At 36.2% G+C, this 15,445-nt stretch carries 14 protein-coding genes; 5 read left to right on the forward strand and 9 right to left on the reverse strand.

From position 1 onward, the window contains the following. Positions 1 to 4: 4 nt before the first annotated feature. From eno to B9T31_RS05990, 3 genes are read right to left on the reverse strand one after another with little or no spacing between them, the layout of a single operon-like run. Positions 5 to 1,294 (reverse strand): phosphopyruvate hydratase, encoded by a 1,290-nt coding sequence (eno, locus tag B9T31_RS05980; RefSeq protein ID WP_086181042.1) that lies wholly within the window; start codon positions 1,292 to 1,294, stop codon positions 5 to 7. A 44-nt stretch (positions 1,295 to 1,338) separates the two neighbouring features. After that, positions 1,339 to 2,196, reverse strand: coding sequence for a 3-deoxy-8-phosphooctulonate synthase (kdsA, locus tag B9T31_RS05985; RefSeq protein WP_086181043.1), 858 nt, complete (start codon positions 2,194 to 2,196; stop codon positions 1,339 to 1,341). A 31-nt stretch (positions 2,197 to 2,227) separates the two neighbouring features. Next, positions 2,228 to 3,868: a CTP synthase gene (locus tag B9T31_RS05990; RefSeq protein WP_086181044.1), complete on the reverse strand. Its 1,641-nt coding sequence runs from the start codon at positions 3,866 to 3,868 to the stop codon at positions 2,228 to 2,230. A gap of 225 nt (positions 3,869 to 4,093) precedes the next feature. On the opposite strand from B9T31_RS05990, the gene B9T31_RS05995 reads away from it, so the two are divergent. After that, positions 4,094 to 4,540 carry a hypothetical protein gene (locus tag B9T31_RS05995; RefSeq protein WP_086181045.1) on the forward strand — a complete coding sequence of 149 codons (447 nt, stop codon included), beginning with the start codon at positions 4,094 to 4,096 and terminating at the stop codon, positions 4,538 to 4,540. Between the two features lie 78 nt (positions 4,541 to 4,618). Here B9T31_RS05995 and B9T31_RS06000 read toward each other — a convergent pair whose 3' ends face one another. Then, positions 4,619 to 5,509 carry a LysR family transcriptional regulator gene (locus B9T31_RS06000; protein WP_086181046.1) on the reverse strand — a complete coding sequence of 297 codons (891 nt, stop codon included), beginning with the start codon at positions 5,507 to 5,509 and terminating at the stop codon, positions 4,619 to 4,621. A gap of 111 nt (positions 5,510 to 5,620) precedes the next feature. Between B9T31_RS06000 and dkgB the strand changes: the two genes are divergently transcribed. Together dkgB and B9T31_RS06010 are read left to right on the forward strand one after the other, a co-directional pair. Further along, positions 5,621 to 6,424: a 2,5-didehydrogluconate reductase DkgB gene (gene dkgB / locus B9T31_RS06005; RefSeq protein WP_086181047.1), complete on the forward strand. Its 804-nt coding sequence runs from the start codon at positions 5,621 to 5,623 to the stop codon at positions 6,422 to 6,424. Between the two features lie 3 nt (positions 6,425 to 6,427). After that, complete coding sequence (locus tag B9T31_RS06010) at positions 6,428 to 7,597, forward strand: MFS transporter (protein ID WP_086181048.1); 1,170 nt, start codon at positions 6,428 to 6,430, stop codon at positions 7,595 to 7,597. Positions 7,598 to 7,679: 82 nt separating this feature from the next. Here the strand turns inward: B9T31_RS06010 and B9T31_RS06015 are convergent, their stop codons facing one another. From B9T31_RS06015 to B9T31_RS06025, 3 genes are all read right to left on the reverse strand, one after another. Then, complete coding sequence (locus B9T31_RS06015) at positions 7,680 to 8,771, reverse strand: YheT family hydrolase (RefSeq protein WP_086181049.1); 1,092 nt, start codon at positions 8,769 to 8,771, stop codon at positions 7,680 to 7,682. 70 nt (positions 8,772 to 8,841) lie between these two features. Next, positions 8,842 to 9,243 carry a nuclear transport factor 2 family protein gene (locus B9T31_RS06020; RefSeq protein ID WP_086181050.1) on the reverse strand — a complete coding sequence of 134 codons (402 nt, stop codon included), beginning with the start codon at positions 9,241 to 9,243 and terminating at the stop codon, positions 8,842 to 8,844. 55 nt (positions 9,244 to 9,298) lie between these two features. Continuing rightward, positions 9,299 to 11,323, reverse strand: a complete 2,025-nt coding sequence (locus B9T31_RS06025; protein ID WP_086181051.1) for an FAD-dependent oxidoreductase — start codon at positions 11,321 to 11,323, stop codon at positions 9,299 to 9,301. A gap of 129 nt (positions 11,324 to 11,452) precedes the next feature. Here B9T31_RS06025 and B9T31_RS06030 point away from each other — a divergent pair, with 129 nt between their 5' ends. Next, positions 11,453 to 11,992 carry a PadR family transcriptional regulator gene (locus tag B9T31_RS06030; RefSeq protein ID WP_086181052.1) on the forward strand — a complete coding sequence of 180 codons (540 nt, stop codon included), beginning with the start codon at positions 11,453 to 11,455 and terminating at the stop codon, positions 11,990 to 11,992. 24 nt (positions 11,993 to 12,016) lie between these two features. Here B9T31_RS06030 and B9T31_RS06035 read toward each other — a convergent pair whose 3' ends face one another. Both B9T31_RS06035 and B9T31_RS06040 read right to left on the reverse strand, forming a co-directional pair. Continuing rightward, positions 12,017 to 12,388, reverse strand: a complete 372-nt coding sequence (locus tag B9T31_RS06035; RefSeq protein ID WP_086181053.1) for a 5-carboxymethyl-2-hydroxymuconate Delta-isomerase — start codon at positions 12,386 to 12,388, stop codon at positions 12,017 to 12,019. A gap of 28 nt (positions 12,389 to 12,416) precedes the next feature. Continuing rightward, the gene (locus B9T31_RS06040) at positions 12,417 to 14,132 is read right to left on the reverse strand and encodes an AAA family ATPase (protein ID WP_086181054.1); all 1,716 of its coding nucleotides are present in this window, start codon (positions 14,130 to 14,132) and stop codon (positions 12,417 to 12,419) included. Positions 14,133 to 14,433: 301 nt separating this feature from the next. On the opposite strand from B9T31_RS06040, the gene B9T31_RS06045 reads away from it, so the two are divergent. Further along, positions 14,434 to 15,396 carry an alpha/beta hydrolase gene (locus B9T31_RS06045; RefSeq protein WP_086181055.1) on the forward strand — a complete coding sequence of 321 codons (963 nt, stop codon included), beginning with the start codon at positions 14,434 to 14,436 and terminating at the stop codon, positions 15,394 to 15,396. Positions 15,397 to 15,445 lie beyond the last annotated feature (49 nt).

Consider the following 15,445-nt stretch of genomic DNA (forward strand, 5'->3'; position numbering starts at 1 on the left):
TCGCTTAATTTAAACCTTTAAATTCAGCTTTACCGCGATATGCAGCATTCGTCAATTCTTCAATACGAAGTAATTGGTTATATTTTGCAACACGGTCAGAACGACATAATGAACCTGTTTTGATTTGACCTGCTGCTGTACCCACTGCAAGATCTGCAATTGTCGAATCTTCAGTTTCACCTGAACGGTGTGAAATTACAGTCGAATAACCATTTGCTTTCGCAAGATAAATTGCATCTAAAGTTTCAGTTAAAGTACCAATTTGATTATATTTAATCAAAATAGAGTTACCCACTTTCTCATTAATACCACGTTGAAGAATCTTAGGATTCGTAACAAAAAGATCATCACCAACCAATTGAATTTTGTCACCTAAAATAGAAGTCAAGTAAGACCAACCTTCCCAATCTGATTCATCTAAACCATCTTCAATAGAGATAATTGGATATTGGTTAACAAGACCTGCTAAATAATCAGAAAATTGATTACTTGAGAATGCTTTGTTGCCTTCACCTGCAAGTACATATTGACCATTTTTGTAAAATTCTGAAGATGCACAATCAAGTGCAAGCATAATGTCAGAACCAGCTTTGTAACCCGTTTGACCAATTGCTTCAAGAATAACCGTAATTGCTTCTTCATTTGAGCGTAAATTTGGTGCAAAACCACCTTCATCGCCAACAGCCGTATTTAAACCTTTTTTGTTTAATACTGATTTTAAAGAATGGAAAATTTCTGCACCAGCACGTAATGCTTCAGAGAATGAATTAAAGCCCACTGGCTCAATCATAAACTCTTGAATATCGACATTATTATCTGCATGTGAACCACCATTAATGATGTTCATCATTGGCACAGGCATTGTCAAAATAGATTGTCCACGTAAATCAGCGATATACTGGAACAATGGAATTTTCTTTTCATCCGCTGCTGCACGAGCAACTGCTAAAGATACTGCTAAAGTTGCGTTTGCACCTAACTTTTCTTTGTTTTCAGTACCATCTAAAGCAATCATCGTGTTATCGATATCTTTTTGCTCAAATACTGATTTACCCACCAAAGCATCGCGAATTAAGGTATTAACATTGTTAACCGCAGTTTTAACCCCTTTTCCTAAGTAACGTGCTTTATCTCCATCACGAAGTTCTAAAGCTTCACGAGAACCTGTTGAAGCACCAGATGGTGCACATGCACGACCCACAACACCAGATTCTAAGATTACGTCTGCTTCGATGGTTGGGTTACCACGAGAGTCCAAAATTTCACGTGCACGAATGTCAACGATTTGGCTCATGAATAATTCCTCAGTTGATTAATAACGAAATGCGTTTAATGGCATTAATGAGTCTCTAATTTTTTGAAACCTTTCACTAAGGTATCTAATTCTTTCAATTGAGCCAAAAATGGCTCCAATTGTGATAAACGTAATGCACAAGGGCCATCACATTTAGCTTTTTCAGGATCAGGATGTGCTTCTAAAAATAAACCCGCCAAGCCTGTTGCCATACCTGCTCGCGCAAGGGTTGTGATTTGCGCACGACGACCACCCGCTGAATCTGTACGACCTCCAGGGGTTTGCAATGCATGTGTCACATCAAAAAAGACTGGAACATTCATTTCCTTCATGATGTCAAACCCAAGCATATCAACAACCAAGTTGTTATAGCCGAAGGCTGAACCACGTTCACAAAGAATGAGTTTGTCATTTCCAGCATCTAAACACTTATGCAAAATGTGGCGCATTTCATGAGGTGCTAAAAATTGTGCTTTTTTAATATTAATAATGGCATCTGTTTTTGCCATTGCTTCAACTAAATCGGTTTGACGGCTTAAAAAAGCAGGCAGTTGAATGATATCTGCGACTTCGGCAACTGGTCCAGCTTGGTAAGGCTCATGCACATCTGTAATAATCGGCACATTAAAATGTTTTTTAATGTCAGCCAGCCATTCAAGTCCTTTTTCTAAGCCTGGACCACGAAATGAGTTTAAACTTGAACGATTTGCTTTATCAAAACTCGCTTTAAATACATAAGGAATATTTAAACGTGTACAAATATCGATATATGTTTCTGCAATTTCAAATGCAAGATCTTTAGATTCTAGTACATTCATGCCGCCGAATAGTACAAATGGCAAATGATTTGCCATTTGTATATCGCCTAAACGTACAATTTCCTGTGGTTTTAATTGTGACATTTAAACTTCCTAGTTTTGTCCTAATTATCCATTATTGCTTTTTCTGATACTGTTTTTTTGCAGCATCAATAAAACTTGCAAATAATGGATGGCCATCACGTGGTGAACTGGTAAATTCTGGATGGAATTGTACTGCAATAAACCACGGATGTGCAGGAATTTCAACAGTTTCTACTAAATGTTGCACAGGTGAATAGCCTGAAATCTTCATGCCTTTTTCTTCAAGTACAGGAATATAGCGATTATTCATCTCATAGCGATGGCGATGGCGTTCAATAATTTCATCTGAACCATATACTATTGCAGTTTTAGTGCCAGCAACTAACTCAGATTTTTGAGCACCTAGGCGCATTGTTCCGCCAAGATTAGAATCTGCATTACGTTGTTGAACTTCACCACGCTCATCTAACCACTCAGTAATTAAACCAATTAATGGTGATTTTGTCGAACGATTAAATTCCGTAGATGTCGCATCTGCAATGCCTGCAACATGACGCGCATATTCAATTACAGCCAATTGCATGCCTAAACAGATGCCTAAAAATGGCACACCATTTTCACGCGCAAAACGAATTGCTTGCATTTTTCCTTCAGTACCACGCTCACCAAAACCGCCTGGGACTAATACCGCATCTATATCTTTCAATACATCTGCAACGTCTTGTGATTCAAGCTCTTCAGCATTGACATAATCAATTTGAACTTTTACACGGTTTTGAATACCCGCATGTAAAAGTGCTTCATTGACAGATTTATAGGCATCAGGAAGCTCTACATATTTACCGACCATTGCAACACGCACTGTGTATTCAGGATTTAATAATGCTTCAACAACATTATCCCAATCGGTTAAATCTGCTTCTGGTAAATCATGATAACCAAAACGTTCACAAATTAAATCATCAACATTTTGTTCATAGAATGTACGTGGAATTTGATAAATTGATTTAGCATCTTTACATACAACGACTGCACGTGCTTCTACATTGGTAAATAATGCAATTTTACGTGTTGTATCTGCATCGACATCATATTCTGTGCGGCAAATTAAAATATCAGGTTGAATACCAATCGATAATAATTCTTTAACAGAATGTTGTGTTGGCTTAGTTTTTAATTCTTTTGCAGAATTAATATAAGGTAATAATGTCAAATGCATCAGCATCGTACGTTTATGACCTAACTCGACCATTAACTGACGTACAGATTCCATAAAAGGAAGTGATTCAATATCACCAACCGTACCGCCAATTTCAACAATTGCGACATCGTAACCTTCACCAGCACGAAGTACCCGCTCTTTAATGTTATCTGTAATGTGTGGAATAACTTGAACAGTTCCACCGAGATAATCACCACGGCGTTCTTTATTAAGGACATCTTGATAGACGCGACCAGAAGTAAAGTTATTTAACTTCGTCATCTTCGCACGGCGCAAGAAACGTTCATAATAACCCAAATCTAAGTCAGTTTCGGCACCATCCTCTGTGACAAAAACTTCACCATGTTGGAATGGACTCATTGTCCCTGGATCGACATTAATATATGGATCCATTTTGACCATGGTTACTTTTAAACCACGGGCTTCTAAAAGTGCAGCAACTGAAGCAGCTGAAATACCTTTACCTAGTGATGATACAACACCACCAGTAACGAAAATAAAATGGGTCATTGGGTTTCTCGTACAATCGAGCCTAATACGGCTTACAATGTTGTGTGATTTTACTTTACCTTGCACCCATAAAGCAAAGTCATTCCGCATCAATTCTCACAACATTTCACATTTGATTGTTTTTTAAACGAACATTCTTTCTTAGTTCACGCTTTTACAGCATTTTATTCATCTATTTTGCTGTTATAATAACTTTATCCTTTAATGACACTGTTTTGTGCAATTATGAATAAAAAACTTTTGATCTTAGGTGCTATTGCGACGGGTTTATTATTAACAGCATGCGTAAAAAAAGAATCACCGACTGAACACGAACCTGAACAAACTCAAGCGGTTTCTGAACCTACTGAATTTCATTCATTAGAAGCAACCCCATCTGAAGAAACAACACCAACACAAGTAGTTATAGAGACAACTGAAGTTCAAGTAGTTACACCTGAAATTCGCCATACTGAAACTCCAGCGGTGACTCAACCTGCAACTCAATATAATAATGTTGAATCTGTTACACCACCACCTTCAAAACCTATGCCTGTTGAAAATAAGCCTGTTGAAAACAAACCTGCTCAAATCCAACAACAACCTGCAAAAGCAAGCAATAACAATGCTCAATCCGAAGATGATGCCGTTGCGGCAGCCATTGCAGCTGCAACTCCAGCATTGAAAAATTAAATCAATATGTTTTGATTTAGGTTTCTGATAAAAGACCCAATCATCAATTGGGTTTTTTTCAATAAAAAGAACACTGTTTTATAAATCGTCTTGTAATTTTTCTGCTAAATAATCAATAAGCACTCTAATTCTTTTAGGAATTTGATTCTGCTGATAATAGACAGCATGTATTTTTTGTTGTTGTATTTCAATATGCTCTTCCAATAATGCAACAAACCGTCCTTCTTTCAAATCATCTCCAACCATAAACCGTGATAAACAGGCAATACCTGCTCCTTGCAATGCAAGTTGGCGTACCGTTTCACCATTCGAAGATTTAATTTTTGCCTCTATGGTGAATGGTTTATTATTAATTTGAATTGGCCAATTATTTAAATGGGTAGGTTGGCTAAACCCAAGCAAAGTATGTGTCATTAAATCAACAGGATGTTTCGGAATACCTGCTTGAGCTAAATAGTTTGCAGTTGCCACAATATATAATCGACTGGTACATAATAATTTAGCATGCAAACTCGAATCTCTTAATTCACCAAAACGAATTGCAACATCTGTTTTATGTTCCAATAAATCAATAATCTGTTCGTGATTCGTTAACTCAATCTGAATATTCGGATATTTTTTCGTAAATTCTGCAACCAAGGGCACAATGACATGTAAAATAAAAGGCGTTGCAGAATCAATACGAATAAGTCCACTCATTTCTGCATTCGATCTTTGTAAAGATTCTTCTGCCTCTGACAAGTCTGATAAAATTTTTCGTGCTTTTTCTAAAAACTGTTGTCCTTCATAGGTCAATTTCAGCTTTCGTGTCGTGCGTTCCAACAATGTCACATTCAACTTATTTTCAAGCCGTTGTAAAGCACGACTAATGCCCGAAGTCGTTTGATCTAATTGCTGTGCAGCTGCCATAATTGAACCGCTATCAACAATAGTAACAAAGGCACTTAATTCTTCAATCGTAGATTTCATAGATTTATTTATTGATTTTTAGTCAATAATATTTTGCAAACTAACGACTATTTAATCAAGAGAACTTTCTGCAAAATAGCGCCCATACATTTACTGAAACATGAAAATCTTATGATTATTCCACAATTTGGTCTAGGAACTTTTCGCTTAACAGGTGAAACAGTGATTCAATCTGTTCAAACTGCACTTGAAGTCGGCTACCGCACAATAGACACTGCACAAATTTATGGAAATGAAGCTGAAATTGGTCAAGCGATTGCTCAAAGTGGTGTTGCTCGATCAGAACTATTTTTAACCACTAAAATTTGGACGGTACATTATGATGCTGAAAAACTGATAGGAAGTTTGAAAGAAAGTTTACAAAAACTACGCACTGATCATGTGAATTTAACACTCATACACTGGCCTGCACCAAAACTAGGTGTGCAAATTCCTGAGTTAATGCAAACATTACTTGAGGCGAAGCAGCTCGGCTTAACTGAATATATTGGAATTTCAAACTTTAATATTGAACTCACCCAACAGGCCATTGAGAGTGTTGGTCAAGTTAATATTGCGACAAATCAAATTGAACTTAGTCCTTATTTACAAAATCAAAAATTAGCTCGTTTTCTCCAACAGCAAAATATTGATGTTACCTCTTATATGACGCTTGCCTATGGCAAAGTGCTCAAAGATCCCGTTCTCCATAATATTGCCTTAGAACACCAAGTGACCCCTGCTCAAATTGCTTTAGCATGGGCATTACAAAAAGGCTATGCTGTCATTCCATCGTCTACACAACGTGAACATCTTATTGCAAACTTACAAGCCCAAGATATTCAATTAACAGAACTGGAAATGCAAGCAATCGCCTCACTTGATCGCAATGGCAGAGAGGTTAATCCAGATGAACTTGCACCAGAGTGGGATTAATTCATGAAATTTAACTTCCCATTACTTGCATTAGCAATTGGTGCTTTTGCCATTGGCACAACAGAGTTTTCGCCCATGGGTTTTCTTCCAGAAATTGCTCATGATCTTTCTGTATCTATTCCACAAGCAGGACTATTAATTAGTGCCTATGCCATTGGTGTGATGATTGGTGCACCACTCATGACATTATGGTTATCACGTTTTCCCAAACGTACAGCCTTAATCTTATTAATGGCAATTTTTACCATTGGCAATATCTGTGCAACATTTGCGCCTGATTATATGAGCCTAATGGGTGCTCGTTTAATTACCAGTTTAAATCATGGTGCGTTTTTTGGTTTAGGTTCCATCGTTGCAGCCAGTGTTGTTCCTAAAGACAAACAAGCCAGTGCTGTTGCCATGATGTTCATGGGACTAACTATTGCAAATATTGGTGGTGTACCTCTTGCAACATGGGTGGGTCAAAATATTGGATGGCGCATGTCTTTTGCAACGATTTCTATTTTAGGCATTATTACAATGTTCTTTTTATGGAAAGCCTTACCTCAAAATGACCGTGCAACCAAACCAAATGTTCGCAAAGAACTAAAAGTATTAACCCGAGCGCCTGTTGTGCTCGCTTTGTTAACCACCGTAATGAGTGCGGGTGCAATGTTTGCTTTATATACGTATATTGCACCTAGTCTAAAAGACTTCGCGAACACCTCACCACAAGTCATTACTTTTATGTTAGTTCTGATTGGCATCGGGTTTTCAATTGGAAATCATTTAGGCGGAAAATTTGCAGATATTTCATTAGAAAAAACCCTGATTGGTTTTTTAACACTCTTGATGATTATCATGTTACTTTTCCCATTACTTGCTCAAACTCTTTTAGGTGCTTCAATCGCATTAGTAATCTGGGGTGCACTGGCCTTTGCTGTTGTACCACCGCTACAAATGCGAGTGATGTCTGTGGCTTATGACGCTCCTGGTCTTGCATCATCTGTTAATATTGGTGCATTTAACCTCGGAAATGCATTAGGTGCTTTTGCTGGTGCAATGGTTTTAAACTTAGGGTTTAGCTATCGTGTTGTCTCATTTACAGGTGCAGGTTTAAGTTTCATTGCACTCTTGTTAGTTTTGATACAAATGAAACTTACACCACTCAAAGCACATGAAAATCATTGCTAAAAAACCTAATATTTCAATTGTTCTATGTTAAAAAGCCTGTATCTTACAGGCTTTTTAACGATTAAAAATTTTATACGACTTTTCAATTACGCTGTATTTTAAAAAAATCTGCAATTAATTGATTCGCCCAAGATTTAGTATTAAATGTTCCTTCGTAAAAGCCGCAATGACTTCCTTTTTTTGTTGTAATTACAGCAATATTACTCTTTTGCTGTAATGCATCTTTATAAGGCTCAAAATTTTTAATATGACACACGGGATCATCTTCTGCATTCAAAATTAATAGTGGAACATGAATATTATCTAACACATAAATTGGATTCGTTGCTTTACTATAGCTTTCATAATCATGAAAACCCGCCATTCGATAATAAACTTTCTCAAACTCGGCTAAATTCTTCGCACGTGTTACCACCTTTATTGTTTCTTCTTCTCGCCATGCTTTTGAGTAAGGTTCAATAAATCTTTGACATAATTTCTTGACCATAATCTTACTATAAAAAGGATGAACATTCTTAAAGCCTGTTTCGGTATTATATCCAGGGCACAAAGCAAAAGCTGCTTTAATCGGTGTGTTTTTTCCAACATCTCCTAAATATCTAACCAAAAGCCCTGTTCCAGCCGAAGACCCAACGGCATATAAGTCTGATTCAGGAAACCTTTGTTGAATATGTGCAAGTTGTTCTTTTAAATCATCTGGTGAGCCAAAGAGATTAATCTTAGGCACAGTCATCGGTAAATTGGCATGACCACGGCGAACACATAAAGCTATGCGCCAACCTGTATATTGATGAAGATCATGTACCATTTCAACCATACTTTCAGGAGAACCTGTCAATGTATGTAAAATCACGATTGTTGGCGTATTCTCAGGTAAATCCAAGCCAACCCAAGCGATAGCAGTCACGCCACCATCACTCATGGTTAACTGTTCAATGACATCATATTCAATTTGATGATTTTTTTTCTTCACAACATCAAAATAAAAAATATGCAAGTGAGAATTTGCTAACCACGGTGTAGGCTTATACTTTCGCTTTAATTGAGGTAAAGAATTAAATAACTCATCAAAGAAGCCATGCTGTTTAAAATATAATTTGGGTTCTTCAGCACCAATAGCACGGTCTAACCATTGATCTGTAAACTGATGAACCTTAGCCACAATTTTTTTCATAAGCATGATCCTATATTCAGTTAAAATAATTTTAGAGCTAAGCGAAATACCATGTTGACCAAATCGACCATTAACTGCCCGAATATTGTTTAATCCGCTCCCCCATCTGTAGCGCAAGTGCTTCTAAACCATTTTTAGGCCTAATCATGACTTCTATTTCTTGTATTTTTCCATCTTCATTAAATTGAATCATATCGATTCCTTTTAATTCTTTTTCGTGAATATTCGCTGAAAATTCTAAAACAATATGTTGTCTATCTTCTGTATAGAATTCACGGTGATAACGAAAATTCTCAAAGACCTGAATAACATTCGTTAAAATAAAAGTTACAACCGATTTACCCACATAAGGCGTAATTGCAACAGGCGAGCGAAAAACAACATCATCCGCCAGTAACTCTTGCAAGAGACTCATATCTCTTTGCGCCAACATAAGATGCCATTTATTTAGTGATTGTTGATTTTTGTGCATTATATTTTCCCCAGATATTAAAAAAGGAAGTGCTTAACACTTCCATAATGATGTCTTAAATGATTGCGGCAAGTTCTGCACCTTGGCGAATTGCACGTTTTGCATCTAACTCACCAGCTTCTTTTGCTCCACCAATTAAATGAACATTTACACCATTTTCATTCAGCTGTTCATACATAGCTGTAAATGGTTCTTGACCTGCGCAAATAACAATATGGTCAACATCTAAGCATTGTTCTTGACCATTAAGCACAATATGTAATCCTTGATCATCAATTTTTTCATACTCTACGCCCGCTAACATTTTCACTTTACGATGTTTTAAGCCAGCCCGATGTATCCATCCCGTCGTTTTACCCAATCCCACACCAACTGAAGTTGATTTACGTTGTAATAAATAAATTTCACGTGCAGATGACTCCAATTTAACTGCTTTTAGTCCGCCTGCATTTGTATATGCCTGATCAATTCCCCATTCATCATAAAATTTTTCTGGATTTAAACTTGCACTTTCACCAACTTGAGATAAAAACTCAGCTGTATCAAAACCAATTCCACCTGCACCAATAATGGCTACACGTTGACCAACAGATTTTTTTAATTTTAAAACATCAAGATATGAAAGAACTTTAGGATGGTTGATCCCGTCTATTGCTAAATTTCGTGGCGTAACACCTGTTGCAATCACGACCTCATCAAAGGAAGCTTGAATTAAATCATCATACGTTGCTGGTTGATTTAACATTAATTTAATATTCGGTAATAATTCAACTTTACGTTTAAAATAACGTAATGTTTCATAGAACTCTTCTTTCCCTGGAACTGTTTTTGCAATATTAAATTGCCCACCAATTTCATTTGAAGTTTCATAAACAGTAATCTGATGCCCTCGTTCGGCGGCATGAATCGCAAAACTTAACCCTGCCGGTCCTGCACCAACAACTGCAATATTTTTAGATTGCACAGCTTCTTTAAAAATCAATTCTGTTTCATAACTTGCACGAGGATTGACTAAACATGTTGCAATTTTATGAGCAAAAATATGATCTAAACAGGCTTGGTTACACGCAATACACGTATTAATTTCATCACTTCGTCCTTGTTCTGCTTTTAATACAAATTCAGGGTCAGCTAACATTGGACGTGCCATTGAAATCATATCCGCTTGACCTGAAGCCAATACGTATTCTGCCATTTCAGGGGTATTGATTCGATTCGACGTAATTAATGGAACTTTGACCTCACCTTTGAGTTTTTGAGTCACCCATGTAAATGCAGCACGTGGCACTTTAGTCGCAATGGTTGGTATTCTTGCCTCATGCCAACCAATTCCAGTATTAATAATCGTTGCACCAGCTTTTTCAACTGCTTTAGCCAATTGAATGACTTCTTCTAATGTCGAAGCACCTTCAACTAAATCCAGCATGGAAAGTCGATAAATAATAATAAAATTTTCCCCCACTTCTTCGCGAGTTCTTCTAATAATTTCTAGTGGAAATCGAATTCTATTTTCATAACTTCCACCCCATTCATCATCCCGATGATTGGTACGTTCTGCAATAAACTCATTAATTAAGTAGCCTTCTGACCCCATAATTTCTATGCCATCATATCCTGCATACTGTGCAAGTTTGGCCGTATTTACAAAATCTGCAATTGTTTGATGAACTTCAGCAGCACTTAATGCATGTGGTTTAACTGGATTTATCGGTGCTTGTATTGCAGAAGGTGCAACATTTTTTGCCTGATATGAGTATCGACCTGTATGCAAAATTTGTAATGCTATTTTACCACCCGCATCATGTACAGCCTGTGTGACAATCTTATGCTGTTCCGCCTCAGCTCTTGTTTCTAACTTTGCGCCACCAGCAAGCGTTAAGCCATGGTCATTTGGAGAAATACCACCTGTGACAATTAATGCAACCCCACCTTTTGCTCTTTCTGCATAAAATGCAGCCATGCGCTCAAATCCGTTTGGCGCTTCTTCTAACCCAATATGCATAGACCCCATCAATACACGATTTTTTAATGTAGTAAATCCTAAATCTAACGGCGCGAGTAAATTTGAATAATTAGACATAATCCCTCTCTTGCTTGCTGAATGCTGGCATTGATATATTTATGCAACTTGTTGCATAACTTATATTCTAGATTTGCTTTTTATGCAACATCTTGCATAATAATCTCAACTTTTTATTTATCTTTATTTATGTCCTTAACTCATGTTTTATTAACAAGCCTAATTGAAAAACCAAGCAATGGTATTGAATTGGCTCGTCGTTTCGATCGCTCAATGGGCTTTTTTTGGGGGGCAACCCATCAACAAATTTATCGTGAACTGAGTTTAATGCAGCAAAAAGGATGGATTTCAACTCTCATAGAACCGAATCAACAAAGTAGAAAAAAAACATATCAGGTTGAACAATTAGGTCGCACAGAACTGGCAAATTGGATGTTAAAAAATAGCGAACCCGCACAATTGCGAGAAGAATTGATGGTTCGATTACGTGCTGAAGCACAATTGGGAGGTAATACAATTTTACCAGAGTTGGAAAATCATTTATGCATACATCAAGAAAAATTAGCGACGTATCAAACTATTTTTGCAAAAGATTTTTCAGAATCTTGCTCAAATGATCGTACACTTTATATTCATAAAATGATTTTACAACTTGGCATAAAAAATGAACTAAATTGGATTGAATGGCTTGAAGAGCTCATCCCTCACCTTAAAAACTTTAGTTCATAATTTACATAAACAGGTAGAAAAAAATTACTTTTGAACAAATTCTTTTTTATAAACTTCACGCGACATCTCTGCAAATTCTACACACAATTGAATTTGCAAACCTGTTGCAACATAAGCATCAAAGGATTTCAAAAAATCAAATAATTTAGACGTCATCAGATTTTTTTGCTCTTCTGTACGTCCACTTAGCCCTTGTAAACGAACAAAAATAAATCCTTGATTATTATCTTCACTCAGACCAATTAAATAATCTTCAACTGCTTTAATGCGAGACTTAATATCATATTCATGACCAACCAAGCCTGTATCAAACAAAGCATGGTTGAGTCCACGTAATAAAGCTTTACGATCTAACGCTTTAATATTGTCAGAATAGTCAACAAACATTTGTGGCATCTTACTTTCCTATATGATTCCCTAAGCACTACTCAATAAAAAGGAGTGCTAAACGTACTTGGTCATAGCCCATCTTTGGGCTGGTTAATTCAACAATGGGCCGCAATTTTATTGAACCATCATCATTAAAATGTTGTGCCTCTTGGCGCTTACTTAAGCGTTTATAAATTTTACGAATTTGTTCTACAACGTCCTCACCAGGACTTGCAACTGAAATATCTAATGCTTGTTCTTTATGCAATCGACCTAAATGATTGATAATAGTAGCAGGTGTTAAACCACGCTCATGTGCAATATCTTGAATTTCATAGCCTGACTCAAATAATGCGCGTGTTTCATCCAAAGTTGCTGTCGCAAAATTAGCTTTATTACCACTTTTCGTCATCTTTTTTTCATTTCGTTCAATTTCTGCTTCATTTAACGTGCCACCACAATGACGAATAAATGCTTTGTGTTGTACTGTTAAATCGATCGTCTCAAATTTACTTTCTGCTTCATTTGATAATTCTTGAAAACGACAGTCGGCTTTAATGGCTAAGTGATCGAGTTCTAAAGCTTGCTCATTAAAACCCAATAACCGTAAACCGTTTAAACTTTTTAATCGAGATAGAGCAACATAACCTTGTCCTTTTTCAAAGGTATGACTCAAATTAATTTCTGCTGCTTCTAAAGTCATTCCTTGCGACTTATGAATCGTGATTGCCCAAGCCAATCTCAATGGAATTTGCTGAAAGCTTGCAATGGTTTTACCTGCTTCGTTATCCACAGACCAAATTTCAGGCTCTACCACCAATGTTGTACCATCCGTTAACTTAACTTTAGGTAAACAACCATATTCATCATCTTCTTCAAAACCAATTACTTCACCCAAACTACCGTTAATATAGCCCATATCAAAATTATTACGGACAAACATCACTTTAGCATTTTTCTTTAAAACCAGTGTTTCTGGTGCTCTTACTGAAGATTTTAACGTTTCAATAAGCTTATCATTACCATCACATTGAGCATCAAATTGACGTATGTCTTGGTCAATTTCATTGAGATGCTTTAAGTTAATCGTATCAACATCCATATTATGTGTATATAAACGTGTAAATGTTTCACCAATATCTTGATGGCGCGTTTGCTTTAATGCTTTGATATGCTCATGATCTATCGATTGGCGACGAATTGCGTTTAATATATCATTTAAATAATCATTTTCTTGACGATGCTGCTCTGTCAAATAACATACTCTAAATTTTGCCTCAACCCACGCTTCAGACATAAAACAAAATTTATCCCGATTACGCTCATCATTTTTTCCAACAGGAGGTAACTGAAAAAAATCACCAGCAACAATAACCTGGATACCGCCAAAAGCGTCATCGCTTTCTTTAAAATACTTTAAAACCTTATTCACCAAATTCAACTGTTTAGCATGAAGCATTGAAATTTCATCAATAATCAATACTTGTGCATTTTCTAAATGTTCTTTTAGATATTTTCGTTCCTTCATACGCTTCAAATCATCTTCTGAAAGCGCATCTTTAATACCAATGCCCGCCCAAGTATGAATCGTCATACCATTCATATGCGTTGCGGCAATACCCGTCGAAGCTGTTATTGCCACAGGTACTTTTCGTGCTTTCAAATAATTAATATATTGATTTAATGTGTATGTTTTTCCCGCACCCGCAGAGCCTGTTAAAAATACATTTTCGCCTGCTTTGAGTAACTTAAGTGCAGTTTCCTGTTTCATACGACCTATACCATTAAAGAACCGCTATAGCCTACAGCTTTTTATCGAAAAAGTTAAGTTTAATGGCGAATGCACTATTATTTTCGAAATAAAGAATTTGGTTTAAAATTAATGCATGCTTAGGCTATTTTGAGTATTCACTGAATTTCATCATTTTTTTAATCATATTAAATCAATGATTTCATATCATTACACTCAATCCTTTAATCAATATACGATATTTACACTTTTCCATTGTTAATTCTCCCCTCTTTTTTGCTACAACTACACTATACAAGGATGTTTAACGATAGGAATTCTAATGACAATTTACACAACGTATCAGCCCGATATTTTAGGATTAACATATCAATTTACAGAATTACGGTTTCCAAATGATTATGAAGGTAAAGTGATTGCAACACTCATTCGGAAACAAGCCCCGCAAAAAACAAAAAAAGCCGTACTTTATATTCATGGTTTTATTGATTATTTTTTTCAAACAGAAATGGCTGAACAATTCAACCAATTTGGTTTTGATTTCTATGCTCTCGATTTACGTAAATATGGTCGATCTCATTTAAAGCATCAAAAATTTTATAATGTTAGGAATTTATCTGAATATGATGCAGAAATTATACAAGCACTACAAATAATTGAAAATGAAGGACATGATACCGTTGTCTTAGCGGGCCATTCAACAGGTGGACTAATTAGCACTTTATTTGTCAATCAACATTTAAATCATCCTCTACTTAAGGCATTGTGGCTCAATAGTCCATTTTTCGATTTTAATTTATCACCTTTAGAAAAAAAATATGCGCTGCGCTTATTAAGCCAATTAGGTGAAAAATTTCCTACAATCAACTTTCCCAATCGCGTGAATTCTTGGTATGTGCCTAGCCTTCATAAAATATATTACGGTGAATGGAACTTTAATTTAGAATGGAAGAAAAAAGAGGTTCCCACTGTACCTCTTGGTTTTATTCACGCCATTTACCAAGCACATCAAGTGATTCATCAAGGACCTTATCTAAATATTCCTACCTTAATCATGTATTCCAGCCAATCAAGCTCACCCAAACATTGGAATGAAAGTGCGCAAAATAGTGATATTATTCTCAATATTAAAGATATAAAAAAATATGGCCATCGTTTAAAGGGGCCCATCACATTATGTGAAATTAAAAATGGAATACATGATTTAGTCTTATCTGCACCAGAAACTAGAAAAACTGTATATAACGAGCTTTTTCAATGGCTGAAACTACAACATTTGATTTAAAACTACAGATCATCTCTTTAGCCTAATAAGGCTAAACCATTAATCTTTG

Source organism: Acinetobacter sp. ANC 4558 (assembly GCF_002135375.1).
Lineage (GTDB): Bacteria > Pseudomonadota > Gammaproteobacteria > Pseudomonadales > Moraxellaceae > Acinetobacter.